Consider the following 25,337-nt stretch of genomic DNA (forward strand, 5'->3'; position numbering starts at 1 on the left):
GCCGAACCTCGCTTTCCCGTGAAAGCAGTCCGGCATTCATTGATGGGCACATACAATGACAAATTCCGGGACAGCTTCCGGCGTCCGCGTCCGCATCGCTCCCTCGCCGACCGGCGAGCCGCATGTCGGCACCGCTTACATCGCTCTCTTCAACTATCTCTTTGCCAAGAAGCACGGCGGCGAGTTCATTCTGCGCATCGAGGACACCGATGCGACGCGCTCGACGCCGGAATTCGAGACGAAGGTCCTGGATGCGCTGAAATGGTGCGGGCTGGAATGGAAGGAAGGCCCCGATATCGGCGGTCCCTACGGCCCCTATCGCCAGTCCGACCGCAAGCCGATGTACCAGCCCTATGCTCAGGAACTGCTGGACAAGGGTCATGCCTTCCGCTGTTTCTGCACGCCAGCGCGCCTCGAACAGATGCGCGAGACGCAGCGCGCCGCCGGCAAGCCGCCGAAATACGACGGCCTCTGCCTCAATCTGACGGCCGAGGAAGTCACCGCGCGCATGGCAGCCGGCGAGACGACCGTCATCCGCATGAAGATCCCTGCCGAAGGCTCCTGCGACTTTACTGACGGCGTCTATGGCGATGTCTCCATCCCGTGGGATTCCGTCGACATGCAGGTGCTGATCAAGGCCGACGGCATGCCGACCTATCACATGGCCAACGTCATCGACGACCATCTGATGAAGATCACCCATGTGGCGCGCGGCGAGGAATGGCTGGCTTCTGTGCCCAAGCACATCCTGCTCTATCGCTATTTCGGCTGGGAGCAGCCGGTCTTCATGCATTTGTCGCTGATGCGCAACGCCGACAAATCGAAGCTGTCGAAGCGCAAGAACCCAACCTCAATCTCGTACTATTCCGCGCTTGGTTATATCCCCGAAGCGCTGATGAATTTCCTCGGCCTGTTCTTCATGCAGATCGCCGAGGGCGAAGAGCTTCTGACGATGGAAGAACTGTCCGAAAAGTTCGATCCGGACAATCTCTCCAAAGCAGGCGCGATCTTCGATATCCAGAAGCTCGATTGGCTGAACGGCCGCTGGATCCGTGAAAAGCTCTCCGAAGAGGAATTCCGCGCGCGCGTACTGACTTGGGCGATGGAAAACGACCGCCTGATGGCGGGTCTACGCCTGTCGCAAACGCGCATTTCCAAGCTCGGCGAGCTACCCGATCTCGCCAGCTTCCTGCTGAAGTCAGATCTCGGCCTGCAGCCCTCCGACTTCGCCAAGATCAAATCACCGCCGGAAGAGATCCTGGAGATCCTCAACACTGTCCAGCCGGACCTCGAAAAGATCCTGGAATGGAATGTCGAAACGATCGAGGCGGAGCTGCGCGCCGTGGCTGATCGCTTGGGCAAGAAGCTGAAGGTCGTGGTGGCACCGCTCTTCGTCGCCGTCTCCGGCTCGTCGCGTTCGCTGCCGCTCTTCGATTCCATGGCGCTCCTCGGCCGCTCTGTCGTGCGCCAGCGCCTGAAGCTCGCGGCCCAGGCGGTCGCCGCCCTCGTCGGCTCGAAGTAAGAATAGTCAGAGGATTTCGACAGTGGCTGACAACAAGACCGAAAACACCCTTTCCTCCGACGCGACCGAGGTGCGCGCCCAGAAGCTGAAGCTGCTGCGCGAGCAGATCGGCGATGTCTATCCGGCGCATTTTCACCGGAGCCTGACCAATGCCGAGCTTGCGACGAGATACGAGGGTCTGGACCCCGATGTCGAGACGCAGGACATCGTCACCGTCGCTGGCCGGGTCTATTCCTCGCGCAACTCGGGCATGTTCATGGATATTCATGACGCCTCCGGCAAGATCCAGATCTTTTCGCATAAGGACGTGACAGGCGAGGAAGCCCGCGCCCTGCTGCCGATGATCGACATTGGCGACATCATCGGCGTCACCGGCATCGTGCGCCGCACCAAGCGCGGTGAACTGACGATCAACGCCCAGAAGATCGAGATGCTGACCAAGTCGCTGCTGCCGATGCCGGAGAAGTGGCACGGCCTTTCCGACATCGAGCTGCGCTACCGCAAGCGCCATCTCGATATTTTGACCAACGAGGATTCGAAGCTGCGCTTCCAGCAGCGCTCGAAGATCGTCTCCGGCATCCGCCGCTTCATGGAAAATGACGGCTTCATGGAAGTCGAGACGCCGATGCTGCAGTCGATCTATGGCGGCGCCACCGCCGAGCCGTTCAAGACGCATCACAACACGCTGAAGCTCGACATGTACCTGCGCATTGCGCCGGAACTGTTCTTGAAGCGCACGCTGGTCTCCGGCCTCACCGACAAGGTGTTTGAAATCAACCGCAACTTCCGCAACGAAGGCGTCTCCACCCGGCACAATCCGGAATTCACCATGATGGAGTGCTACTGGGCCTATGCGGATTACGAGGACATGATGGACCTCGTCGAGCGTCTGTTCGAGACCTTGGCTCTCTCCATTCACGGCACGACGGAATTCGACTTCGGCGACAAGCGGCTGTCCTTCAAGGGACCATTCAAGCGCGTGCCGATGCCCGACGCCGTCAAGGAAGTAACCGGCATCGATTTCCTCGCCATCAAGACCGATGAGGAAGCGCGCGCCGCGGCCAAGGCTGCCGGCTTTGCAGTCGAGAAGGATTGGACCTGGGGCGAGTGCCTCGCCTTCATCTTCGAGGAAAAGGTCGAAGCCACGCTGATTCAGCCGTCTCACGTCACCCATTTCCCGAAGGACATTTCGCCCTTCGCCAAGGAAGTGCCGGGCGAGCCGCGCCTCGTCGAGCGCTTCGAGACCTATTGCAACGCCTGGGAACTCGGCAACGCCTTCTCGGAACTCAACGATCCCGAGGAGCAGCGGCGCCGCATGGTCGAGCAGCTCGAACAGGCGCATGCCCGCGGCGAAAAGGAAAAGCAGCTGGACGAGGAATTCCTCGACGCAATCGACCAGGGCATGCCGCCGGCCGGCGGCCTCGGCATCGGCGTCGACCGTCTGATCATGCTGCTGACCAACGCTCCGTCGATCCGCGACGTCATTCTCTTCCCGGCCCGCCGCAGCAAGGCTGACTAACAGGAAGTTGACCAAAGCGGAATGCCGGCCGGCGCTCCGCTTTTTCATATGTCTGTTCAGTGGGCCTTGGCGGCTTCCGCTGGCTGCTCTTCGGCCGGCGCCTCGGCCACCACGTCGGCGCCCTCACTTTCGGCGGCAGGCGCCGCTTCGCTTTCGGCCGCCGGTGCGGCGCCATGACCACCGCCTTCGGCCTTCTTCTCCTCGGCCTTGTTGCCCGTATCCTCGCCCTTGGTCGAGGCGACGGCGACCGGATCGACGCAATCCTCCGGATCCTTGAAGCCAGCGCTAATCAAGGCGATCTCATCGGCCGGCAGTTCGATGCGCTCGCCGAAGAACAATCCGTTTTCGCTGGCCTTGCCGTCATAGTAGCGCGCCGTGTAGCGCTTGTCGTCGAGGCCGGGAACGGTATTGTCGGGATGCGGGATGAAGACGACATCGGCTCCGATCGCCCGGCCGCGTATATCGGCGCGCAGCGACGGGCCATTCTCATCAAGCACGACCACCTGTACCAGATCCGGTTTCTGCGCGGCATAGACGGCCTGGGCGACACGAAGTGCGGTCCTGACACGCGTCATGCCATCGGTCGGCTCGGTCTTGATATATTTCCGCACCCAGAGATGGTCCTGCTTCCTGATCGTCACAAGGTTGACGTCGCTGCATTCGAGCCCATGACCGCCACCGGAGACGCCGACCAGCCTGTCCTTGCCGACATAAAGCGCAGCACCGCCGGAAACGCCCGCCAGAAGCGCGACTCCGCCGATCATGATTGCCAATTTCCGGGAAGGCCGGAATATGTGCAGTAAGGCCTTCACCCCAACTGCTCCGCCATCTCAAACTCCAACGCAGGACAGGTGCTGAGAATGCTAGGGAAATGACGTTTCCGAAAGTTTAAGTGAACAAGCCAAGGCCGCCCCATTTTGAAAAAGTCCAAAAAAGGTCCACCTTTTTCAGCCGCTTGCCACGGCGCATCCGGCCATGCTCTAAACGCGCATGGCCTTCACGCTCCGCCAGATCCAATATTTCGTTGCCGTCGCTGAACAAGGTTCAGTGACACGAGCCGCTCAGAACCTGTCGATCTCGCAATCCTCGGTGACGGAAGCGCTGAAGGAGCTCGAAACCGATCTTGGCGTCGAACTGTTCGAACGCCATCCGCGCGGCCTGACGATCACCCACAACGGACATCAGTTTCTCCGTCACGCGACTAAAATTCTCGCCTCCGTCTCCGATGCGCGGACCAGCTTCTCCGGCCAGCAGAGCCCCCTCTCCGGCACGTTGAATATCGGCGTCACCTCGCTTGTCGCCGGCTACGTGCTCTCCGATCTGCTGGCGCGATACCGGCGCGCCTGCCCGGGCATCGAAGTCAGCGCCATCGAGGACAATGGCGGCTACCTCGAACATCTCTTGGTCGGCGGCGAACTCGACGTGGCGGTGATGGTGATATCCAATCTGCGTGACCGTATGGCGCTGCAGGCGGAAATCCTCGAAACCTCGCCCTATCGTCTCTGGCTGCCGATGGGCCATCCGCTGGTGTCGGCCGATATCATCTCGGTCGCCGATATCGCCCGCGAACCGTTGATCATGCTGACGGTCGACGAAATCGAGGAGAACACCGGTAAGCTGCTCTCCGCACTCGGCGCCCGCCCGCATGTCGCCTTCCGCACCCGTTCGGTGGAAGCGGTGCGCAGCCTGGTGGCCACGGGCGCCGGCGTGGCGCTGCTTCCCGATCTCGTCTACCGCCCGTGGTCGCTCGAGGGCGACCGCATCGAGAGTCGCGATGTCTCCGGCTCGCTGCCGGTCGTCCAGGTCGGCATGGTCTGGCGCAAGGGCTCCAGCCTGCCGCAGGCGGCGCGCGACTTCGTCGGTATTGCCGAAAGCATGCGCTCCGGCCGTATGCGCTGATATCGGAATTTCCGATATCGCCTTTCTGATAAATGAATTTGCGAAAGCGGCTTTTTGGGATCACCTTCTTCTCAGGGAACGAACCGCCATAAAAAGTGGCAGCAAACCGGGAGACGGATGATGACGAATCTCTTGAAATCCTGCACGGCAGCGCTCGCCTGCCTGGGCTTCGCGACGCAGGGGATCGCCGCCGAGCCATTGAAGGCGCTGGGCAAGGGCGAGGGTGCGGTCAGCATCGTCGCCTGGGCCGGCTATATCGAGCGCGGCGAAACCGACAAGAATTACGATTGGGTTACCGACTTCGAAAAAGAAACCGGCTGCAAGGTTTCCGTCAAGACCGCCGCCACGTCCGATGAAATGGTGTCGCTGATGAACGAGGGCGGCTTCGATCTCGTCACCGCATCGGGCGACGCGTCGCTCCGCCTCATTGCCGGCAAGCGTGTCCAGCCGATCAATACCGATCTGATCCCGAGCTTCAAGAATGTCGACAAGCGCCTGCAGGACGGCCCATGGTACACGGTCGGCGGCGTGCATTACGGCGTGCCCTATCTCTGGGGACCGAATGTGCTGATGTACAATACCGATGCCTTCAAAGACAAGGCGCCGACCAGCTGGGGCGTCGTCTTCGAGGAGCAGACCCTGCCGGACGGCAAGTCGAACAAGGGCCGCGTCCAGGCCTACGACGGCGCGATCTATATCGCCGATGCTGCCATGTATCTGATGGCCCACAAGCCGGATCTCGGCATCAAGGACCCGTACGAACTGACCGAAGACCAATACAAGGCCGCCCTCGACCTGCTGCGCGGCCAGCGCAAACTCGTCTCGCGCTACTGGCACGACGCGATGATCCAGATCGACGACTTCAAGAACGAAGGCGTCGTCGCCTCCGGCTCCTGGCCCTTCCAGGTCAACCTGCTGCAGGCCGACAAGCAGAAGATCGCCTCCACCTTCCCGGATGAAGGCGTCACCGGCTGGGCCGACACGACAATGCTGCACGCCGACAGCGAACATCCGAACTGCGCCTACATGTGGATGGAACATTCCCTTCAGGCCAAGGTCCAGGGCGACGCCGCCGCCTGGTTCGGCGCCGTGCCCTCCGTTCCCGCTGCCTGCAAGGGCAATGAACTGATGGGCGATACCGGCTGCGCCACCAACGGCTTCGATCACTTTGACAAGATCAAGTTCTGGAAGACCCCGGTCGCCAAATGCGCAACGCAGGGCGAATGCGTGCCCTATCACCGCTGGGTGTCCGATTACATCGGCGTGATCGGGGGGCGGTGAGCCGATTCGCCCTGGAGGGTAAATCCCCTCCCCAACCCCTCCCCACAAGGGGAGGGGCTTAAGAGGCAGCGCCTAATCCGGCTGCATCCTGCAGTGATGTGTATCCTGGAGCGCGGCAGGTTAAGCCCCTCCCCGTTGTGGGGAGGGGTTTGGGGCGGGGTCTTCGTCAACCAGGACCAAAGCCCTCTCTAAACATGCAAGACCCGGAGCCCTCCATGACGTCAGCCGTCCGTTTCCAACAGGTATCGCGCCATTTCGGCCAGGTCCGCGCCGTCGACGGCGTCGATCTGGAAATCGCGCCGGGCGAGTTCTTCGCCATGCTCGGGCCCTCCGGCTCCGGCAAGACGACGTGCCTCAGATTGATCGCCGGTTTCGAGCAGCCGACATCAGGCCACATCCAGATCTTCGGCGAGACGGCCGACGGCGTTCCGCCCTACCGCCGCAACGTCAACACCGTATTCCAGGATTACGCGCTCTTCCCGCACCTCAATATTCTCGACAATGTCGCTTACGGGCTGATGGTCAAAGGCGTCGGCAAGGTGGAGCGGACGAAGGCGGCGGGCGATGCCCTCGAGCTCGTCAAACTGCCGGGTTATGGCAGCCGCCGCCCTAACCAGCTCTCCGGCGGCCAGCGGCAGCGCGTGGCGCTCGCCCGCGCCCTCGTCAATAAGCCGAAAGTGCTGCTGCTCGATGAGCCGCTCGGTGCGCTGGACCTGAAGCTGCGCGAGCAGATGCAGGAGGAATTGAAGAGCCTGCAGCGCGCGCTCGGCATCACCTTTGTCTTCGTCACCCACGATCAGGGCGAGGCGCTGTCGATGGCCGATCGCGTCGCGGTCTTCAACAATGGCAATATCGTCCAGCACGGCACGCCGCGGGATATCTACCGCTGCCCGAAGACCCGCTTCGTCGCCGATTTCGTCGGCTCGTCCAATGTGATCGCGCCTGATCTGATGGCCGCGCTCGGCGGCGAGAAACGCTGGGCGAGCCTGCGCCCCGAGGCGATCCGGCTGGCAAGCGACGGCATCGAGGCGAAGGTCGAGCATGCGAGCTTCCTCGGCGCCGCCACCCGTCTCAGCGTCGATCTGAGGGGCAGCCGGCTGCATGTCACGCTGCCGGCAGGCACGCCTGTGCCGGATATCGGCGCCGGCATCCGGCTCACCTGGCAGCCCGCCGATATTCACTACATGGACGATGCGGCATGACGGCACTCATCATCTCCGACGGAAAGACATCGATCCTTCCGGGACGCAGCGGCGTCTTCGGCCGGCTGTCGGATGCCTTCTGGCGACACCCGAAGCTCTTGCTGTTCCTGATGCTGACACCGCCCCTGCTCTGGCTCGGCATCATCTATATCGGCTCGCTGATCGCCTTGCTTCTGCAGAGTTTCTTCTCGATCGACGATTTTTCCGGATTGGTGAATTACGAATTCACCCTTGCGACCTACGCCCAGCTTCTGAGCCCAACGAATTTCGACATCATCACCCGCACCGTCATGATGGCCGCGCTCGTCACCAGCGCTTCTGCATTGATCGCCTTCCCGATCGCCTACTACGCGGCGCGTTATGCGCAGGGCAAATGGAAGGTGCTGTTCTATCTTGGCGTCATGCTGCCACTCTGGTCGAGCTATCTCGTCAAGATCTACGCCTGGAAGCTGATGCTCGCCAAAGAAGGCATCCTGACCTGGATTTTCGAACAGCTCCATCTCTCCTGGCTTCTCGAGGGCGTCCTGAACCTGCCCGTCGTCGGCGGAAATTCGCTTTCGGTCAGCTACCTCGGCACCTTCATCGTCTTCGTCTATATCTGGCTGCCCTACATGATCCTGCCGACGCAGGCGGCCCTCGAGCGTGTGCCCGGCAACCTGATCGAGGCCTCGGCGGATCTCGGCGCCACCCCGCGCCAGACCTTCCGCACCGTGCTGCTGCCCCTGGCGCTCCCGGGCATCGTCGCCGGTTCGATTTTCACCTTTTCGCTGACCCTGGGCGATTACATCATCCCGCAGATCATCGGCTCTTCCAGGCTCTTCATCGGCCAGGCCGTCTATGCGCAGCAGGGAACCGCCGGCAACGTGCCGCTGGCGGCCGCCTTCTCGGTCGTGCCGATCGTCATCATGGCGCTTTATCTGTCGCTCGCCAAAAGACTGGGGGCCTTCGATGCGCTCTGACCTCAAGACATCGCCGCTGCCCCTGAAGATCGCCGCCGCAGGCGGGCTCCTCTTCCTGCACCTGCCGATCCTGCTGATCTTCGTCTATGCCTTCACCACGGAGGAGAAGAGCTATCAGTGGCCGCCACCTGGCCTGACGCTGCAATGGTTCGCCGTTGCCTGGAACCGGCCGGATGTCTGGTCGGCGCTCGGCCTTTCCGTGCAGGTCGCCATCATCGCCACCGCGATCGCGCTCATCCTCGGCACACTCTGTGCAGCTGCCGTCAGCCAGACGAAATTCTTCGGCCGCGAGGCAATCTCGCTGCTGGTCATCCTGCCGATCGCGCTTCCCGGCATCATCACCGGCATTGCGCTGCGCTCCGCTTTCAGTCTCTTCGACATCCCGTTCTCGGTCTGGACCATCGTGCTCGGCCACGCCACTTTCTGCGTGGTGGTCGTCTACAACAACGCCGTCGCGCGCTTCCGCCGCACCTCCGGCTCGCTCATCGAGGCTTCGATGGATCTCGGCGCCGACGGCTTTCAGACCTTTCGCCATGTCATCCTGCCGAATATCGGCACCGCCCTGCTTGCCGGCGGCATGCTCGCTTTTGCCCTTTCCTTCGACGAGGTCATCGTCACCACCTTCACAGGCGGCCAGCAATCGACGCTGCCGATCTGGATGCTCGAAGAACTTATCCGCCCGCGCCAGCGCCCCGTCACCAATGTGGTGGCAATGGTCGTGGTGCTCGTCACCTTCCTGCCGATCCTGGCAGCCTATTACCTCACCCGCGACGGCGACCAGATCGCCGGCGCTGGCAAATAACAGGGAGAACATCATGGATACGCAAATGCTGATCGGTTCCCGCTTCGAAAAAGGCACGGAGACGGAAGAGCACATCCTGAACCCGAAGACCGGCGAGACGGTGATCGACCTTCCCGAAGCCTCGCTCTCCCAGGTCGATGCCGCCGTCGATGCCGCCGAAAAAGCCTTCAAGGGCTGGTCCCAGACGACACCGGGCGAGCGTTCCGGCTACCTTCTGAAGATCGCCGACGCCATCGAGAAAGGTGCCGCCAGTTTCGCCGCGCTGGAAGCGCTGAACTGCGGCAAGCCGATCAATTCAGTGCTGAACGATGAAATTCCGGCGATCGTCGATTGTTATCGCTTTTTCGCGGGCGCGGTGCGCAACCTGCACGGACCGGCCGCCGGCGAATACCTGGCCGGCCACACCTCGATGATCCGCCGTGATCCGATCGGCATCGTAGGCTCGATTGCACCGTGGAATTATCCTTTGATGATGATGGCCTGGAAACTGGCGCCGGCGATCGCCGGCGGTAATACCGTCGTCTTCAAGCCTTCGGAGCAGACGCCGCTGACGGCGTTGAAGATGGCGAAACTGCTCTCCGACATCCTTCCCGAAGGCGTCGTCAACGTCATCCTCGGCCGCGGCGAAAGCGTCGGCAATGCGCTGATCAACCACGCCAAGGTCAACATGGTCTCGATAACAGGCGATGTCGCCACCGGCAAGAAGGTGCTGCAGGCCGCCGCCAAGACCGTCAAGCGCACTCATCTGGAACTTGGCGGCAAGGCTCCGGTCATCGTCTTCGACGACGCCGATATCGATGCCGTCGTCGCCGGCATCCGCACCTTCGGCTATTACAATGCCGGTCAGGACTGCACCGCGGCCTGCCGCATCTATGCCGACGCCAAGGTCTACGACAATTTTGTTGCCGATCTCTCTTCGGCCGTCGCGAGCATTCGCTTCAACCAGGCCGACGATACCGAAAACGAGATCGGTCCGCTGATCTCCAGGCGACAGCGTGACCGCGTCGAAAGCTTCGTCGCCCGCGCTTCCGAGCACAAGCACATGGAAATCACCACCGGCGGCGAGGTCTCCGGCGACAAGGGCTTCTTCTTCACCCCGACCGTCATATCAGGCGCCCTGCAGGACGACGAAATCGTCCGCCGCGAGGTCTTCGGACCGGTCGTCTCGGTCACCCGCTTCTCCGCCGCCGACAACGCCATCGCTTGGGCGAACGACAGCGATTACGGCCTCGCCTCCTCGGTCTGGACCAGGGATATCGGCCGCGGCATGAAGACCGCCGCCCGGCTGCAATATGGCTGCACCTGGATCAACACTCATTTCATGCTGGTCAACGAGATGCCGCATGGCGGCCTCAAACAGTCGGGCTACGGCAAGGACATGTCGGTCTATGCGCTGGAAGATTATACCGCCGTGCGTCACGTGATGATCAATCATGGCTGACAGAGTAACCGCAGGACATAGAAGCCAAGCCAACGGCAGAGAACATCGTCCGATTTCGCGCGTAATGGAACAATTTCCCGGTTTCCGCGTCTTCTCAGGCAAATGCAAAGGATGATGTGTCATGCTGAAATGGGCTCTGATATTCTTCGTTATTTCCATCGTCGCCGGCTTCTTTGGCTTCTCCGGCGTGTCCGCCGCCACAGCGACCATCGCCCGCGTGCTCTTCGGTATCGCGCTGGTGATCTTCCTGATCTTCCTGGTCCTGGCGCTGATGGCCGGCCAGGCGGTCTTGTAAGCGAGCGCCGCACAAGCCGGAGCAATTCCGCGGCTCGGGAAAGCCGCGGAGTGTTTATGGCGCGCAAAGCTTGCAGCCAATTGGCTACATCATCGCCCTCAGCCAGGGATGAAGGCTGCTAGCCCGGTTTTTCAGCAGATCGTCCACCGATATCGAACCCGCTCCGGAAGCGGCGAGGACGAACATGCCGCCGGCAATCGCCAAGTCCTTCTCGAAATGCAAGAGTTCATTTTGGCTGGCAAAGTTCGTATGGAAGAGAAAGGCGGTCGCCAGGCAGAAGAGCGCCAGCGCCGTGGCACCCAGCCGACCGAAGAACCCCGCCGCGACGGAAATGCCGGCGCCGATTTGAAGAGCGATGGTGGCGAAGGCTACCGGCGCCGACAGCCCTAATTTCGCGAAGGTGTCGATGGTCGTCGCGAGATCTGCCGCAAGAGACGAGCCTTCGTGCAGAAAAATCAGCGCCAGCAGCAGCCTGCCCAGAAGCAGCACGAGGTCGGCTGGTCGAAACCGGCTTGCGACGCTTTTCATCATACCCTCCGCTTTGCAGAGCAGGTGGACCGGTGTGGCCCCTGCGTTGATTTCCGTCCCGTCTCCCGGATGCTATGGGCTGGACCCTCTCGGTCGCCGGCTACGGCGCATTATAGCAGGCTTGCGCCGACATTGATCGCCAGCGCCAGGATCGTCGTGTTGAACAGGAACGACAGCACGGCATGCAGCAGTGATAGCTTGCGCATGCTGGTCGAACTGACCCCGACATCCGCGGTCTGCGCGGCAACGCCGATGGTGAAGGAGAAATAGAGGAAGTCCCAATAGCCGGGCTCTTCAATTCCGTCGGGAAATTTGAGGCCGCTTCCTTCGTTCGCCCCGCCATAAAAGTAATGGGCATAGTGGATGGTGAAAAGCGTATGGAGAAAAATCCAGGAGATCAGGATCGTCAGCACCGCAGCACCCGCCCGCGTCAGGGCGACGTCAGGTGGCGCCTCCTTGATCGAATGAAGCTCGATGCCGATGCCGGCGATGCTCGCAAGCATGAAAAAGACGCGGTTGCCAGCCGGCATCCGCGCCTTCGATTGTTGGCGTGCTCTATCAGGCGGCGGCGAGCTGCAGTTCCTTCTGCACCATGGTGCGCAGCGTCGTCAGGTCCTTGGCGAAGGCGCGGATGCCTTCCGCGAGCTTTTCCGTCGCCATCGCATCTTCGTTCATCATCCAGCGGAAGGTCTTTTCGTCGACCGAGACCTTCGCATCGGGCTTGCGGCTTTCCGGCGAGAGCTTGCGCTCCAGTTTGCCGTCGTCCTTGGAAAGTTCGTCGAGCAGCGCCGGGCTGATGGTCAGCCGGTCGCAGCCGGCAAGGGCTTCGATTTCGCCGGCGTTGCGGAAGGAGGCACCCATGACAATCGTCTTGATATCGTTCGCCTTGTAGTAATTGTAGATCTCGCGAACGGAGATGACGCCCGGATCTTCCTCGGCGGTGTAGTCCTTGCCGGTCGACTTCTTATACCAGTCGAGGATGCGGCCGACGAAGGGGGAGATCAGGAACACCTTGGCATCGGCGCAGGCGATCGCCTGGGCCTTGCTGAACAGAAGCGTCAGATTGCAGTCGATGCCTTCCTTCTGCAGCACTTCCGCGGCGCGAATGCCTTCCCAGGTGGAAGCGAGCTTGATGAGGATGCGGTCCCGATCGATGCCGCGATCCTTGTAGGCGGCGATGATCGAACGTGCCTTGGCAAGCGAAGCCTCGGTATCGAAGGAGAGATCGGCGTCGACCTCGGTCGAAACGCGGCCAGGGACGAGCTTCACCAGCGCGGCGCCGACGGAGATGGCGAGGCGATCGGCGACGGCCGAGGAAACCGCATCCGGATTGCCGCCCTGCTTCTTGCCCCAGGCGACGGCTTCCTTGATGGCGTCGGCGAACATCGGCGTGCCGAGCGCCTTCAGCACGATGCTCGGGTTCGTCGTGCAATCGACCGGCTTCAGGCGCGCGACGGCTTCGATGTCGCCGGTATCGGCGACGACGGTGGTGATCTCGCGAAGTTGGTCAAGCTTGGATGTCATGGTCAATAATCCTTGTTTGAACTTGGGCTGCGGGCCGGCGCGTTCAGCCCGGCAAAGGTGATCTAGGGACAGACCGCCTGCATTCAGTGAACAACAGGCGCATCCGTCACGGATGATTCATAAACGTGAAGCACACTGGCCATGTTCCTGATGCAGTCGAACGGCTCCTCGAACGCAAGCGGGGCCGCCTGCGGCTCGGAGAGCGATCGTGACTTTCGGCATGCCCGCACTATGTCCTCCTCGGACGGGACAGAGACGACTTCGTGTCGCGAGGACTATCGCCGTTCGCGCAAGGAAAAGTCAAGGACATTTGTGCATTCTGATTGACATAAGTGTCACACCCGTCATTATCCCGGCTACAAACGCACAGGCGCAGCCTTTCGTCCCACCAGGGATTTAGGCGAAAATCCTGCGGGAGGAGACGTGGTCAAGCTCAAACGCGGCACCCATACCGCCTATTCCGAGGCATCCTCGCTGCGGCTGAGGGCCGCATGGCTTTATTACAATGAAGGCCTGACCCAGAAAGACGTCGCCGAACAACTTGGCATCAGCCGGACGACGGTGATCCGCCTGCTCGACGAGTCGATGAAACGCAGCGAAGTCCAGATCTGGATCAACGATTCGATCGGCGATTGCGTCGAGCTTTCGGTCAAGCTAGAACGGGCCTATGGCCTCGACGAGGCGATCGTCGTGCCTGCGCCGGTCCATTGTGATGTCGATTCGCTGGCAAAGAACGTCGGTTTGGCGCTTGGCCAGTTCCTCTCTGAAGCCATTCCCGACGACTATACGATCGGTGTCGGTTGGGGCCGCACCATGACCGCTTCGCTGGCCAGCTTCCGGCCGCCACGCCGCGCCAATTGCAAGGTCGTTTCGCTGCTCGGCGGCATCGTTGCCGTGCACCAGACGAACCCGATCGATTACACTTGGCGGCTGGCAAATCAGCTCGGCGCCGAATGTTACATGTTTCTGGCGCCGCTTCTCGTCGATTCCGTCGAGACCAAACGCAATCTGATCGACAAATGCGGGTTGGACACGATCTACCGCCTCGCCGAGAACCTCGACCTCGCGATCGTCAGCTGCGGCGATATCGGGCCGCACTCGACCTCGCTATCGGAAGGTTGGATATCGAAGGCCGAGCTGCAGGAACTGATCACTGCCGGCTGCGTCTGCGACACCATGTTCAACTTCCTCGACAAGGAAGGCAATTCTGTCGATCATTCGATCAACCAGCGCGTGATGTCCGTCGATCTCGACATGCTGAAAGAGGCCAAGCACATCGTGCTTTCCTCCGGCGGCGCCCACCGGGCCACCGCCATCCGCGCCACGATCAAACGCATCGGCTGCAACACGCTGATCACCGATGAAGGTGCTGCGCAAGCATTGCTGGAACTGGCCGAACAGGCCTGAAGCATGCCGTCATCTTTTCAGATCGGCTTGCCGCGCTTCCAGCCATGCTTTTTAGACTAGCGCGGCATGCCTTACGCATGTGCCGATTCCCAACCGAGCATCGCCCGTTTGCGGGTGAGGCCCCAGTGGTAGCCCGTCAGCGCACCGTTCTTGCCGAGCGCCCGGTGGCAAGGCACTACGAAAGAGATCGGATTTGCGCCCACCGCCGCGCCCACGGCCCGCTGCGCCGTCGGCCGACCGATATCGTTGGCGATGTCGGAATAGGTGACCGCCTTGCCGAATGGTATCTTCAGCAGGCTCTGCCAGACACGCACCTGGAAGTCCGTGCCGATCAGCACGACACGGAGCGGCTGCTCGGACGACCATTTTCCTGGTTCGAGGATACGGGAGGCATAGGGCATCGTTGCGCGCATGTCTTCGATGTATTCGGCATTCGGCCAGCGGCAGGTCATGTCTTCGAGGCAAGCCCGTTCGCCGCCGGAATCGCTGAAGGCAAGGCCGGCGAGACCGCGATCGGTCACCATGATCAAGGCCACGCCGAAGGGGCAGATGTGGAAGCCGTAGCGGATGGTGAGACCGCCGCCTTTTGCCTTCCATTCGCCGGGTGACATCGCCTCATGGGTTACGAAAAGATCGTGCAGGCGGCTCGGCCCGGAGAGGCCGACTTCGATCGACGTCTCGAGCAATGGCATGTCTTCCTTGCGCAGCAGCCGCTTGGCGTGGTCGAGCGTCACCGCCTGCAGGAAACCTTTTGGCGAGAGGCCAGCCCAACGGGTGAAGGTCTTCTGCAGCTGCGTCGGCGACTGGTTAAGCCGCGCAGCGATCGCCTCCAGCGACGGCTGGTCGCGGTAATCCTCGGTGATGAGTTCGATGACCCGCCGGACGATATCGTAATCAGGGCCGTCAGGCGTGATGTCGGTCTGCGGGTTCGCGATCATATCCATGGTCTTTCTCCTTGTAACAAGGAGATAATCAATAGGCCCGGGCTAAACCACCCGATTCTTGCGCGCTCGCCTGATACGCTCAGATACGCTGCTTTACCGTGGCGAGCGCGCCTCTGAAGGCCTTGGCGAAACTTTCGCGATCGTCAGGATTGAGGAAGGAGCCGATATCCGTGCGCCGGCCTTCGCCGAAAATATGCATGGAGAGGATGCCAATCTCCTGATGCCTTCGGACGAGGAACCGCGCCCAGAACGGGTTGAAATGGTGCTCCACCATCCGTCCTGATGGGGCAAACTTGCGCACCGATACGTCCGTGCGCGAGACGGTGACCTGTTCGCGTACCCGCCCGGCGCGGTAATTCAGCCAGAAGGCGCCGTAGAGAAGCGCGAAATCCAATCCGAAGAAGAAGCCGATCGGCCAGGCGCCAGTGGCGATGAAGAACATCCCATAGAGGAAGCAGACGGCGCCGGACAAAATGAGCAACACCTTGAAGCCCCGGCGGCCGAGCGACCGGTGGGGGAAGAGCTCGGCGGCGAAAACAGGCTGCTCGTGAGAGCTGGTGGCGTTGCTTTCCATCATCACCGCTGAGTATAGAGTTTCTATGGCAAATCCGAAACTCAAATCCCCGCCGCGAGGCACGAATGTGATCACCCGCCGCAAGCCAGCGGCGACGGTCAAGACCGCCTATTCGCCGGCCGAGCGCGAGGAAATCTTCCGTCGCTTTTCGGTGCAGCGGCCCGAGCCGCGGGGCGAGCTGGAGCACACCAACCCCTTCACTCTTCTCGTGGCGGTGGCTCTCTCCGCCCAGGCCACCGATGCCGGTGTCAACAAGGCGACAAGGGCGCTCTTCAAGGTGGCCGATACGCCGCAGAAAATGCTCGATCTTGGCGAGGACAAGCTTCGCGATTACATCAAGACGATCGGCCTTTATCGCAACAAGGCGAAAAACGTCATCGCGCTCTCGCAAATGCTGGTCGACGAATTCGCCGGCAAGGTGCCGGAAAGGCGCGAGGAACTGGTGCGCCTGCCTGGCGTCGGCCGCAAGACTGCCAATGTCGTGCTGTCGATGGCGTTTGGCCAGGCCACGATGGCCGTCGACACACACATCTTCCGGATAGCCAACCGCATCAGGCTTGCTCCCGGCGAGACGCCTGATGAAGTCGAAGCGCGGCTGATGAAAGTGGTGCCGAAACACTACCTGTATCACGCCCACCACTGGCTGATCCTGCACGGGCGTTACACCTGCAAGGCACGCCGCCCTGAATGCGAGCGTTGCGTCATCGCTGATATCTGCAAATCGCCGGAGAAGAGTTCAGACGTGCCGGCCCCGCTCGTCGAGCTACCGCCGCAGGTGATCGGCGAGGCTGTCGAATAGAACAGTGATCGCCTGGTCGTAGCTCCGCCGTTCGGCGCCCGCCTCGATCGCAATTGCCGCGCGGTCGAAGCCCGCCGATAGCAGCACTGTTAGAGGCTCAAGCGCGGCGTCGGCGCCCGGAAGCATGGCTGCGAGCCCTGCCCGCAATGTCGTTTCCGCATTGTCGGCATCTATCGCGTGAGTCAACCGCAGGCCGAGAACGGCAGGCGCTTCGATCAGCAGCAACCGCGTGCGGCCCTCTGCCATCATTGCGTCGAAATAGGCCGCAGCGCCGGCAATCAGCGCGTCGCGCGGCGTATCATCGGGCGCCGAACATGCCGCGATCGCTTCGGCAACTGCGTGCGCCTCACCTTCGACAACCGCGCGAAAGAGCGCCTTCTTGTCTTCGAAATGATGATAGAGCGCTCCGCGCGTCATACCCGCCGCCGCTGCGATCTCCGGCGTCGCCGTTTCGGCATACCCCTTATCGACGAAGAGGCGTCGTCCGGCATCGATCAGCGCCTGTCTTGTCTGTTCCGTTCGTTCGCGATTGCTGCGGCTCATCTCCCCCATTTACATACAAACAGACTGTATGTTAAGGATAAAAACATACAGTCTGAATGTATCTAAGGAGGAAAACGATGAAATCGACGAGCTATTATCCTGTCATCATGGCCGATGACGTTGCCGGTTGCGCCCGCTTCTATTGCGAGCATTTCGGCTTCAGGGCGTTGTTCGAGAGCGACTGGTACGCTCATCTGCAATCGGAAGAGGAGAAGCATGTCGCTCTCGCCATTCTCGATGGCAACCACGAAACCATCCCGGCTGCGGCTCGCGGCAAAGTGTCCGGACTGCTCCTCAATTTCGAGGTTGCCGATGTCGATGCGGTCTACGCGGCTTGCCGCAGCGCAAACCTCCCAATCCTGCAGGAGATCCGCGACGAGGATTTCGGCCAGCGGCATTTCATCACCGCCGATCCGAACGGCGTGCTAATCGACATCATCAAGCCGATCCCGCCGAGCGCCGAATTCGCGTCAATGTACGAGACATCAGCCTTACCAGCTTGGCCTCAGGCGTGAAAACCGGCGTCCTTTGCGGAAATCAGCTTATGCAGATGCACCATCATGCCCGCCGCAAAGAGAGGCGTCAGCAGGTTGACCACGGGGATCGCCAGAAAGAGAGCGATCACCAGCCCGCCGAGAAAGACCGTCGCCGCATGTTTGGCACGGAAGAGACGTGCCTCATGAGGCGGACGAAAGCGCATGGCGGCGAATTCGAAGAATTCCCGTCCGAGCAGGTAGCCGTTGACCAGAAAGAAAGCGACCAGATTGACTCCGGGAATGAACAGCAACAACAACGCCACGATATTGCCAAGGATCACCACCCCGAGAAACTTAATCGAGCTCGCCGTCGCCGGGCCGAGCGGCATGGCGGATCCCGGTGCGTCGTGGGGATAGTCGCGTTTTTCGATAACGTCGGCGACATCGTCGAGGAAAAGGCCCGCGATCAGTGCCGTGACCGGCGAAAGCAGCAGCGCCAGCACGAGCGCAAGGCCGACTCCTGCAAGGATTGCGAAGACCAGAGCAAACCACCCAGCCCAATCCGGCATATCGGGAAAGAAGCTGGTGAGCCAGGGAAAGAGAAAGGCCATGAAGGCCCCGCGTAACGCGAACCAGAGGCCGACGAGCACGAGAAGCGTCAGGCCCAGCACCTTCCAGAAGACCGAGCGCGTCTCCGGCGCGAACAGATTGGCGAGCGAAAGGCGTGCGGCATCAAGAATCATTTCTTCAGCGTCTCCGGTTACGCAGAAGATGTAGGAAAGGCGAATGCTACCGACAAGAGAGAATAAAATTGCAGGCTGTAATAGAAACTTGTCGCAATATTAGAACGAATATAATATTATCGGCTCGCAGAAATACGAGCCTGAGAAGCAGCTTCCGAAAATAGTTGCAAAGACAAAGGGGCGCGTTAGCGCATCCACGGAACGCCTCTGAGGAAATACGGGGAGGCTGATGTGGAAGATTTTGTGCACAAACTCAGGCAATACGTAAAAAGCGGTACACCGGCCGAGCGTCGCATTGCGAAATATTTCTCCGAGCACCTGAACGACCTGCCGTTTGAGACGGCAGCCTCTGTCGCCGACAGGCTGGATCTCTCGCCGATGACGGTCGGGCGCTTCCTGCGCGCGCTCGGCTACCAGGGTTTGGACAGCGTCAAGGTGGAAATTCGCGAGACCGTGACGACATCGCCGGCGCAGTTGCAGAGCGCCATGAGCGAGCTGCATGCGGACGCCGCGGAGGGCAAGCCGCTTGCTGTGCTGGTTGCCGAGCAGATCCAAGCCCTGCATCACATCTATCATCTGACGGCGCAGCCGCTTTGGGCCGAAGCCGTCCGCCTGATCAGCACGGCCCGCGAAGTATCGATCGCCACGCATGCGCGGCTCGCAAGCCTTGCCAATCATTTCTGCCAGCGGCTGACGCAGGCCCGCGATGGCGTCCGCACGCTCGATGCCACCGACAATCGTTTTGCCGAACTCTTCGCCCGGCAGGCCGTCGACGACGCTTTGCTCGTCATCATCGACTGCCGTCGTTTCGCCAAGGCACGGCTGCTTGCCAGAACCGCCCGGCGCTACGGCTACAAGGTGGTGTTGATTTCGCCTCAGCAAGCAGACTGGATGGCGGATCAGTCAAACGTCATGCTGTCCTTGCCGCCGGCACGCGCTCCCGACCTCGACAACCTTCCGCCGCTGATAGCGCTGCTCGATTGCCTGTCCGAATCTGTCATTCTCGAAGTCGGAGAGGAGGCAGCCCTCCGCCGCCGCCGCATGCTGGAATTTGCGACCGTCCTCGGTGAAACCGCGAACCACTAGACTAGATGTGAACTTTCACATCGCTTCCAGTTCGGCACGGTGCCGGTGCATAGCCAGAAGACGGCGATAGTCGCGGTCGTAAAGCGCCTGTTTCGACTTGTCGGGAAGCCGTTCGTCGCCGCCAGGATACATCGCTTCGCCGGCTGCCGCCAAGTCCTCGTGCAGGCCGCAGGCAACGGATGCCGCAATCGCCGTGCCGAGCAGCACCGCCTCGTTCATCTTCGGCACCACGACCTTGCAGCCGGTAGCGTCGCTATAGAGTTCCATCAGCACCTGGTTCTTCACGTGTCCGCCGGCGATATGCAGCGTATCGGGCACGTAGCCATATTCCTTCATCTTCTCCAGGATATTGCGGATGCCGAGAGCGATCGCGACGGCAGACCGCCAGTAGAGCGCGCAAAGCCCGTCGAAGGAGGTGTCGAGCGTCAGCCCGCTGATCACACCGACGGCATGCGGATCGGCAAGCGGCGAGCGATTGCCGTGAAAGTCCGGCAGCACAAAAATGCGCTCGCCGAAAGCGTCGCCCTCCTCCGCCCGCAATTCGGCAATGCGCGCGACGATCTTCTGGTGCAGCGCCGCCGTCGGCTCGCCGCCGGCTGTATGCATACGCACGACATGGTCGAGCAGCGCACCGGTCGCAGATTGCCCCGCCTCCACCAGCCAGGACCGCGGGAAGACAACCTCATAATAAGGTCCCCACATGCCGTGGCTCGGCTTGCACTCCTGCGAGAAGGCGACGATGCAGCTCGACGTGCCGGCGATCAGTGCCAGCTGGCGCTCACGTGTTACAGGATCGGCCGCATAACCGCCGAGCGCCCCGAGCGCGCCGGCATAGGCGTCGATCATTCCCGCGGAGACATGGCACTCCGTGGTCAGCCCCAGCGCCTCGGCCGCATCAGCCGTCAACCAGCCTATGCTGCCGCCGACCGGCACAGTCTCATCCGGTAGCCGGCCGCGGGCCTGAAGATCGTCCAGCTCGATCTGCTGCAGGAAATCCAGCTGCCATCCCTTTTCTCGATGGGCGAGATAGTTCCATTTTGCCGTCAGCGTGCAGCGAGAACGGGCAGTGGAACCCGTCGATTTCCAGGTCATGAAATCGGCAAGATCGAAGAAATAACCCGCCTTTTCCCATGTCGCCGGCAGCTTCTTCTTCAACCACATCAGCTTCGGCATTTCCATTTCCGGCGACATGACGTGGCCGGAATGTTCGAGCACCCTGTGCTCCGTCGCCGTGCAGAAATCGGCTTCCTTTAGCGCGCGATGGTCGAGCCACACGATGGTGTCGAAACGACGCTCGCCTGTTGTGGACACACTGATCTGTCGGCCTTCGACGTCGCGGACAACGAGCGAACAAGTCGCGTCGAAGCCGATTGCTCCGACCGAGGCGGCGACGATACCGGACTGCTCCATCGCCCTGCGTACCGCGGTGCAGGCGGCCGACCAGATGTCTTCGGAATCGTGCTCGGCGTGGTATTCACGCGGCCGGTTCATGACGATCGGATGTTCGGCCTTGGCTAGCAGACGGCCGCTGGCATCGAAGACGCCGGCGCGTGCACTGCCGGTGCCGACATCCACCGCAACCACATGATCACGCATCAAATCTCGGTCCCGTCCAGCTTATGGTTGCGGACAAGGTGTATCAAATCCGGCATGGCGTCAAACACCACATCGGGCGAAAGTCGGTCGAGTTCGGCCCGGTATCCGGCGAAATTCGCATGCGATCCGCCGGTGAAGGCAAAGACCGACATGCCGGCCGCCTTGGCGGCGGCAATGCCGGCCGGACTGTCCTCGACGACGACGCAGGCACGCGGCTCGACACGCATCTGCCGCGCAGCGTGGAGGAAGAGATCGGGCGCCGGTTTCCCGCGCTTGACCATCGTCGCGCTGAAGATGTCGGGGAGCCTGTCGAGAAGTCCGGTGATGGACAGCGACAGCCGGATTCGCTCCATCTGACTGGAAGAAGCGACACAGCAGGGAATACCGAGCCCGTCGATTGTCGCCGCGATGCCGTCTATTGGCTTCAGCTCGGTGCGGAACCGCGCGTAGAGATCGGTGCGGATGCGCTCGAGGAATTCTTCGCCGGCGTGAATATTGAACTCGGTTTCGAGCGTATCGATGAGGGTCGCCAGGCTGCGGCCGAGAAACCGCTCGTACGCCTGGTCTTCGGTAATCGAAACGCCGAGATCGCTCATCGCCCGGACGAGTACGCTGATCGAGATCGGTTCGCTGTCGACGAGTACCCCGTCGCAATCGAAAATGACCAGCCGTGATTCAGCATCAGCCATGAAAGACCCAACCTGACTTCAATTCGGGCACATGATCGTGCCGCTTCGCCCGCAAAGCGGGATGGATGGCGCCAGCCGATGCCGCCATCCGCATTCCCTTACACTGTGAGCTTGTCGTCGAGATAGAGCTGCAGCGTTTCCCGCGTGCCCTTTTCCCATAAGGTTTTAAGAGCATGAGCGAAACGTTTTCGGAAAAGGTCCGATTTTGCCACCTCGCCGAAAATATCATCGAGGGCGAGGAAGGCCGACGGATCGTCCTTTGCCTTCAGCGCCGCCGCATGCAGGCGCTCGGCGCTGGCGTCGTTGAAGACGATATCCTTGCCGCTGTCGGTCTTGCCGGCGAAATAACGGCACCAGAGCGCTGAGACCAGCGCCAGGCCAATGACATCCCTGCCCTGGCGCAGATTGTCGAGCGTCGACGGCAGGATGAATTTCGGCTGGCGGTTCGAGCCGTCCTGCGCCAGACGCGGGATCGTATCGGCGATCTTCGGATTGAGGAGCCGACGCTCGATGAGGGAAAAATAATCCGGCAGCGACGTGTTCGGCACCGGTGGCACGATAGGGATGATCTCGTCCTTCTCGAGCTTGGCTAGGAAAGACCGGATCAGCGGTTCTTCCATCGCATCATGCACGAAATGAATGTCCATCAGCGCCGCCGGATAGGCGATCGCGGCATGCCCGCCGTTCAGGATGCGGATCTTCATATGCTCGTAAGGCGTGACATCGGGAACGAAGGTGACGCCGACCTTTTCCAGCGCCGGGCGGCCGGCCGTGAACTTGTCTTCGAGCACCCACTGCTTGAATTCTTCGCAATAAACCGGCCAGTTGTCCTCGATGCCGAAATTGTCCCTGAGGAAATCGATCTCCCGCTGGCTGGTCGCCGGCGTGATGCGGTCAACCATCGCGTTTGGGAAGGCGACGTTGGCCCGGATCCAGTCGGCAAGGGCGGGATCCGAAAGGGCTGCCATGCCGATCACGGCATTGGCGGTGACGACGCCATTATGCGGAATGTTGTCGCAAGACATCACGGTGAATGGTCCGATGCCCTTGTCCTTGCGGGCCTTCAGGCCAGCGACGATCAGACCGAAGACCGTCTTCGGCGCACCGGGATTTTCTCCGTCGGCGGCGATAGCAGGATGGGCCGGATTGAACGTGCCTGAAGCATCGATGAAATAACCGCCCTCGGTGATCGTCAGCGAGACGATGCGGATCTCGGGATCGGCAAGCCTGGCGATGACCGCGACGGGATTGCCGACCGGCAGAATGTCAATCATCGGGGCGGTGACTCGCGCCGCCGTTTTGTTGTTGTCCTGCTCCACCACCGTCGTCAGGAAATCCTGCGCCGCAAGCTTCTCGCGCATGGCGGCATCAGATGGCAGAACGCCGGCACCGATAATTGCCCAGTCGTGATCGGCGCCCTGGTTGAAAAGATCGTCAAGATAGATCGCCTGATGGGCGCGGTGGAAATTGCCGACGCCGAAGTGCACGATGCCGGCTGTCAGCAATGCCCTCTCATAGGAAGGGATGGCGGCAGTGCGCGCCGCGTCCGAAAGCGTTGCCAGCGATAATTTGCACGTCATGTTTCAGTCCTCTTGAAGGTCTTGCCGAGACGGCCGGGCGCCATCGCCCGGCTCGCATGCCTGCCCCCAGCCGGCCGCCTGCTCAGATGGCAAGGCCGCCCTCGTTGAATTTGTGAATGCGCGAACGGTCCGGCGTCAGGTAGACGGTATCGCCCGCCTTGGCGGCAAAATCGCCGCTGCCGCGCGCCGTCAGCATGCCGATCCCCTCGACATCGATATGCAGGAAGGTATCGGAGCCGAGATGTTCGGCGACCACGACCCTGCCCTTCCAGTCGCCGCTCTCCATCGACAGCAGGATATGTTCTGGGCGGATGCCGATCGTATGCGCGCCGAGCTCGGCCGCGTTCTGGCCCTTGATGAAATTCATCTTCGGCGAACCGATGAAGCCGGCGACGAAAAGGTTGCGCGGGCGGCTGTAAAGCTCGAGCGGCGAGCCGACCTGCTCGATATTGCCCCTGTTCAAGACGACGATCTTGTCGGCCATGGTCATGGCCTCGACCTGGTCGTGGGTGACGTAGATCATCGTCGTCTTCAGCTGCTGATGCAGTTCGCTGATTTCGAGGCGCATGTTGACGCGCAGCGCCGCATCGAGGTTCGACAACGGTTCGTCGAAGAGAAAGGCCGAAGGCTGGCGCACGATGGCGCGGCCGATGGCGACGCGCTGGCGCTGACCGCCGGAAAGCTGGCGCGGCTTGCGCTCCAGATAGTCGGTAAGATTGAGCACGCGGGCGGCATCCGCCACCTTGCGGTCGATCTCCGCCTTGTCGACGCCCGCCATCTTCAGCGGAAAGGCGATGTTGTTGCGCACGCTCATATGCGGGTAGAGCGCGTAGGACTGGAACACCATGGCAAGGCCGCGCTCCGACGGCGCCTTTTCGGTGGCGTCCCTGCCGTCGATGACGATCTTGCCGCCGGAGACGTCCTCGAGACCGGCGATCAATCTCAGCAGCGTGGACTTGCCGCAGCCGGATGGACCGACGAAGACGACGAATTCGCCGTCCCTGATGTCAAGATCGATCGAGGGGATGACCTTGGCTTCGCCGAAGACCTTGGAAACCTTCTGAAGGGTAATGCTGCCCATGTTTGTCTCCCTTTTCTTATTTCACTGCGCCGAAGGTCAGGCCGCGGACGAGTTGTTTCTGGCTGAACCAGCCAAGGATCAGGATCGGCGCGATCGCCATCGTCGATGCCGCCGAGAGCTTGGCGTAGAACAGGCCTTCCGGGCTGGAATAGGAGGCGATGAAGGCGGTCAGCGGCGCCGCCTTGGAGGCGGTGAGGTTGAGCGTCCAGAAAGCCTCGTTCCAGGCAAGGATGATGTTGAGAAGCAGTGTCGAGGCGATGCCGGGCACCGCCATCGGCGTCAGCACGTAGACGATCTCCTTCATCAGCGACGCCCCGTCCATGCGGGCCGCCTCGAGGATCTCGCCAGGGATTTCCTTGAAATAGGTGTAGAGCATCCAGACGATGATCGGCAGATTGATCAGCGTCAGCACGATCACCAGCCCGATACGTGTGTCGAGCAGGCCCGAATTGCGGAACATCAGATAGATCGGGATCAGCGCGCCCACAGGCGGCATCATCTTGGTCGAGAGCATCCACATTAGCACGTCCTTGGTCCGCTTGGTCGGCGAAAACGCCATCGCCCAGGCGGCCGGGATCGCGATGATCAGGCCGATCAGCGTCGAGCCGAAGGATATGATCACCGAGTTCATGAAGTGACTGAGATAGTTCGACCGGCTCTGCACCTCAGCGTAGTTCTCCGTCGTCCAGTGGAAGAACAGGAACTGCGGCGGCGAGGCGATGGCGTCGGCTTCCGACTTGAAGCTCGTCAGGAAGGTCCACAGGATCGGGAAGAAGATCAGGATGCCGAGCGTCCAGGCAATCGCGGTGACGATGACCTTGTGCTGCGTTGTGACTTTTCTGGCCAT

Annotated in this window: 25 protein-coding genes and 1 pseudogene; 13 read left to right on the top strand and 13 right to left on the bottom strand. The window is 61.2% G+C overall.

What is annotated here, in order from left to right; translation table 11 throughout:
- Window positions 1-55 precede the first annotated feature (55 nt).
- Together gltX and lysS are read left to right on the top strand one after the other, a co-directional pair.
- Entirely contained in the window at window positions 56-1,522 is a 1,467-nt protein-coding gene (gltX, locus tag RHE_RS18695; RefSeq protein ID WP_011426869.1) for a glutamate--tRNA ligase, read from the top strand.
- Window positions 1,523-1,544: 22 nt separating this feature from the next.
- Window positions 1,545-3,041 carry a lysine--tRNA ligase gene (lysS, locus tag RHE_RS18700; RefSeq protein WP_011426870.1) on the top strand — a complete coding sequence of 499 codons (1,497 nt, stop codon included), beginning with the start codon at window positions 1,545-1,547 and terminating at the stop codon, window positions 3,039-3,041.
- Window positions 3,042-3,097: 56 nt separating this feature from the next.
- Here the strand turns inward: lysS and RHE_RS18705 are convergent, their stop codons facing one another.
- Window positions 3,098-3,853, bottom strand: coding sequence for a hypothetical protein (locus RHE_RS18705; RefSeq protein ID WP_011426871.1), 756 nt, complete (start codon window positions 3,851-3,853; stop codon window positions 3,098-3,100).
- A gap of 178 nt (window positions 3,854-4,031) precedes the next feature.
- Between RHE_RS18705 and RHE_RS18710 the strand changes: the two genes are divergently transcribed.
- The 7 genes from RHE_RS18710 (at window position 4,032) to RHE_RS31865 (ending at window position 10,920) form a co-directional block, all read left to right on the top strand.
- Window positions 4,032-4,940 carry a LysR family transcriptional regulator gene (locus RHE_RS18710; RefSeq protein ID WP_011426872.1) on the top strand — a complete coding sequence of 303 codons (909 nt, stop codon included), beginning with the start codon at window positions 4,032-4,034 and terminating at the stop codon, window positions 4,938-4,940.
- A 120-nt stretch (window positions 4,941-5,060) separates the two neighbouring features.
- Window positions 5,061-6,221 carry an ABC transporter substrate-binding protein gene (locus RHE_RS18715; RefSeq protein ID WP_011426873.1) on the top strand — a complete coding sequence of 387 codons (1,161 nt, stop codon included), beginning with the start codon at window positions 5,061-5,063 and terminating at the stop codon, window positions 6,219-6,221.
- A 215-nt stretch (window positions 6,222-6,436) separates the two neighbouring features.
- Window positions 6,437-7,423, top strand: coding sequence for an ABC transporter ATP-binding protein (locus tag RHE_RS18720; protein WP_011426874.1), 987 nt, complete (start codon window positions 6,437-6,439; stop codon window positions 7,421-7,423).
- Window positions 7,420-8,382 (top strand): ABC transporter permease, encoded by a 963-nt coding sequence (locus RHE_RS18725; RefSeq protein WP_042119034.1) that lies wholly within the window; start codon window positions 7,420-7,422, stop codon window positions 8,380-8,382. Before RHE_RS18720 ends, RHE_RS18725 begins: the two co-directional genes overlap by 4 nt.
- A complete protein-coding gene (locus RHE_RS18730) occupies window positions 8,372-9,184 on the top strand; it encodes an ABC transporter permease (RefSeq protein WP_011426876.1) in 813 nt (270 codons plus the stop codon). Before RHE_RS18725 ends, RHE_RS18730 begins: the two co-directional genes overlap by 11 nt.
- Window positions 9,185-9,197: 13 nt before the next feature.
- On the top strand, window positions 9,198-10,625 hold the full coding sequence (locus RHE_RS18735; protein WP_011426877.1) for a gamma-aminobutyraldehyde dehydrogenase: 1,428 nt from the start codon (window positions 9,198-9,200) through the stop codon (window positions 10,623-10,625).
- Window positions 10,626-10,746: 121 nt separating this feature from the next.
- Window positions 10,747-10,920 (top strand): DUF1328 domain-containing protein, encoded by a 174-nt coding sequence (locus RHE_RS31865; protein WP_020922323.1) that lies wholly within the window; start codon window positions 10,747-10,749, stop codon window positions 10,918-10,920.
- An 84-nt stretch (window positions 10,921-11,004) separates the two neighbouring features.
- Here RHE_RS31865 and RHE_RS18745 read toward each other — a convergent pair whose 3' ends face one another.
- The 3 genes and pseudogenes from RHE_RS18745 to tal form a co-directional block, all read right to left on the bottom strand.
- A complete protein-coding gene (locus tag RHE_RS18745; protein WP_011426878.1) occupies window positions 11,005-11,448 on the bottom strand; it encodes a DoxX family protein in 444 nt (147 codons plus the stop codon).
- A gap of 110 nt (window positions 11,449-11,558) precedes the next feature.
- A pseudogene (locus RHE_RS18750) lies at window positions 11,559-11,948 on the bottom strand (DUF1345 domain-containing protein); the annotation flags it as partial.
- Between the two features lie 58 nt (window positions 11,949-12,006).
- A complete protein-coding gene (tal, locus tag RHE_RS18755) occupies window positions 12,007-12,972 on the bottom strand; it encodes a transaldolase (protein ID WP_011426880.1) in 966 nt (321 codons plus the stop codon).
- Between the two features lie 423 nt (window positions 12,973-13,395).
- Between tal and RHE_RS18760 the strand changes: the two genes are divergently transcribed.
- Complete coding sequence (locus RHE_RS18760) at window positions 13,396-14,379, top strand: sugar-binding transcriptional regulator (protein ID WP_011426881.1); 984 nt, start codon at window positions 13,396-13,398, stop codon at window positions 14,377-14,379.
- Between the two features lie 71 nt (window positions 14,380-14,450).
- Here RHE_RS18760 and RHE_RS18765 read toward each other — a convergent pair whose 3' ends face one another.
- Together RHE_RS18765 and RHE_RS18770 are read right to left on the bottom strand one after the other, a co-directional pair.
- Window positions 14,451-15,323, bottom strand: coding sequence for a methylated-DNA--[protein]-cysteine S-methyltransferase (locus tag RHE_RS18765; RefSeq protein ID WP_011426882.1), 873 nt, complete (start codon window positions 15,321-15,323; stop codon window positions 14,451-14,453).
- A gap of 79 nt (window positions 15,324-15,402) precedes the next feature.
- Complete coding sequence (locus RHE_RS18770) at window positions 15,403-15,900, bottom strand: DUF2244 domain-containing protein (RefSeq protein ID WP_011426883.1); 498 nt, start codon at window positions 15,898-15,900, stop codon at window positions 15,403-15,405.
- A gap of 22 nt (window positions 15,901-15,922) precedes the next feature.
- On the opposite strand from RHE_RS18770, the gene nth reads away from it, so the two are divergent.
- Window positions 15,923-16,696 (top strand): endonuclease III, encoded by a 774-nt coding sequence (gene nth / locus RHE_RS18775; RefSeq protein WP_020922328.1) that lies wholly within the window; start codon window positions 15,923-15,925, stop codon window positions 16,694-16,696.
- Here nth and RHE_RS18780 read toward each other — a convergent pair.
- The gene (locus tag RHE_RS18780; protein WP_011426885.1) at window positions 16,661-17,239 is read right to left on the bottom strand and encodes a TetR/AcrR family transcriptional regulator; all 579 of its coding nucleotides are present in this window, start codon (window positions 17,237-17,239) and stop codon (window positions 16,661-16,663) included. The genes nth and RHE_RS18780 overlap by 36 nt on opposite strands.
- Window positions 17,240-17,316: 77 nt before the next feature.
- On the opposite strand from RHE_RS18780, the gene RHE_RS18785 reads away from it, so the two are divergent.
- Complete coding sequence (locus RHE_RS18785) at window positions 17,317-17,754, top strand: VOC family protein (RefSeq protein ID WP_011426886.1); 438 nt, start codon at window positions 17,317-17,319, stop codon at window positions 17,752-17,754.
- On the opposite strand, the gene RHE_RS18790 is transcribed toward RHE_RS18785, so the two are convergent.
- Window positions 17,745-18,458 carry a sulfate transporter family protein gene (locus RHE_RS18790; RefSeq protein ID WP_011426887.1) on the bottom strand — a complete coding sequence of 238 codons (714 nt, stop codon included), beginning with the start codon at window positions 18,456-18,458 and terminating at the stop codon, window positions 17,745-17,747. The two genes, RHE_RS18785 and RHE_RS18790, sit on opposite strands and share 10 nt — an antisense overlap.
- Before the next feature lie 231 nt (window positions 18,459-18,689).
- Here RHE_RS18790 and RHE_RS18795 point away from each other — a divergent pair, with 231 nt between their 5' ends.
- Window positions 18,690-19,544, top strand: coding sequence for a MurR/RpiR family transcriptional regulator (locus RHE_RS18795; RefSeq protein WP_011426888.1), 855 nt, complete (start codon window positions 18,690-18,692; stop codon window positions 19,542-19,544).
- Window positions 19,545-19,559: 15 nt separating this feature from the next.
- On the opposite strand, the gene RHE_RS18800 is transcribed toward RHE_RS18795, so the two are convergent.
- The 5 genes from RHE_RS18800 to RHE_RS18820 form a co-directional block, all read right to left on the bottom strand.
- Entirely contained in the window at window positions 19,560-21,140 is a 1,581-nt protein-coding gene (locus tag RHE_RS18800) for an FGGY-family carbohydrate kinase (protein ID WP_011426889.1), read from the bottom strand.
- A complete protein-coding gene (locus RHE_RS18805) occupies window positions 21,140-21,829 on the bottom strand; it encodes an HAD family hydrolase (protein WP_011426890.1) in 690 nt (229 codons plus the stop codon). The genes RHE_RS18800 and RHE_RS18805 overlap by 1 nt, the downstream gene beginning before the upstream one ends.
- A 98-nt stretch (window positions 21,830-21,927) precedes the next feature.
- Window positions 21,928-23,409 (bottom strand): mannitol dehydrogenase family protein, encoded by a 1,482-nt coding sequence (locus tag RHE_RS18810; RefSeq protein ID WP_011426891.1) that lies wholly within the window; start codon window positions 23,407-23,409, stop codon window positions 21,928-21,930.
- An 82-nt stretch (window positions 23,410-23,491) separates the two neighbouring features.
- Entirely contained in the window at window positions 23,492-24,490 is a 999-nt protein-coding gene (locus RHE_RS18815) for an ABC transporter ATP-binding protein (RefSeq protein ID WP_011426892.1), read from the bottom strand.
- Between the two features lie 16 nt (window positions 24,491-24,506).
- A complete protein-coding gene (locus RHE_RS18820; protein ID WP_004668736.1) occupies window positions 24,507-25,337 on the bottom strand; it encodes a carbohydrate ABC transporter permease in 831 nt (276 codons plus the stop codon).

Source organism: Rhizobium etli CFN 42 (assembly GCF_000092045.1).
In the GTDB taxonomy this organism is placed as follows: Bacteria; Pseudomonadota; Alphaproteobacteria; order Rhizobiales; family Rhizobiaceae; genus Rhizobium; species Rhizobium etli.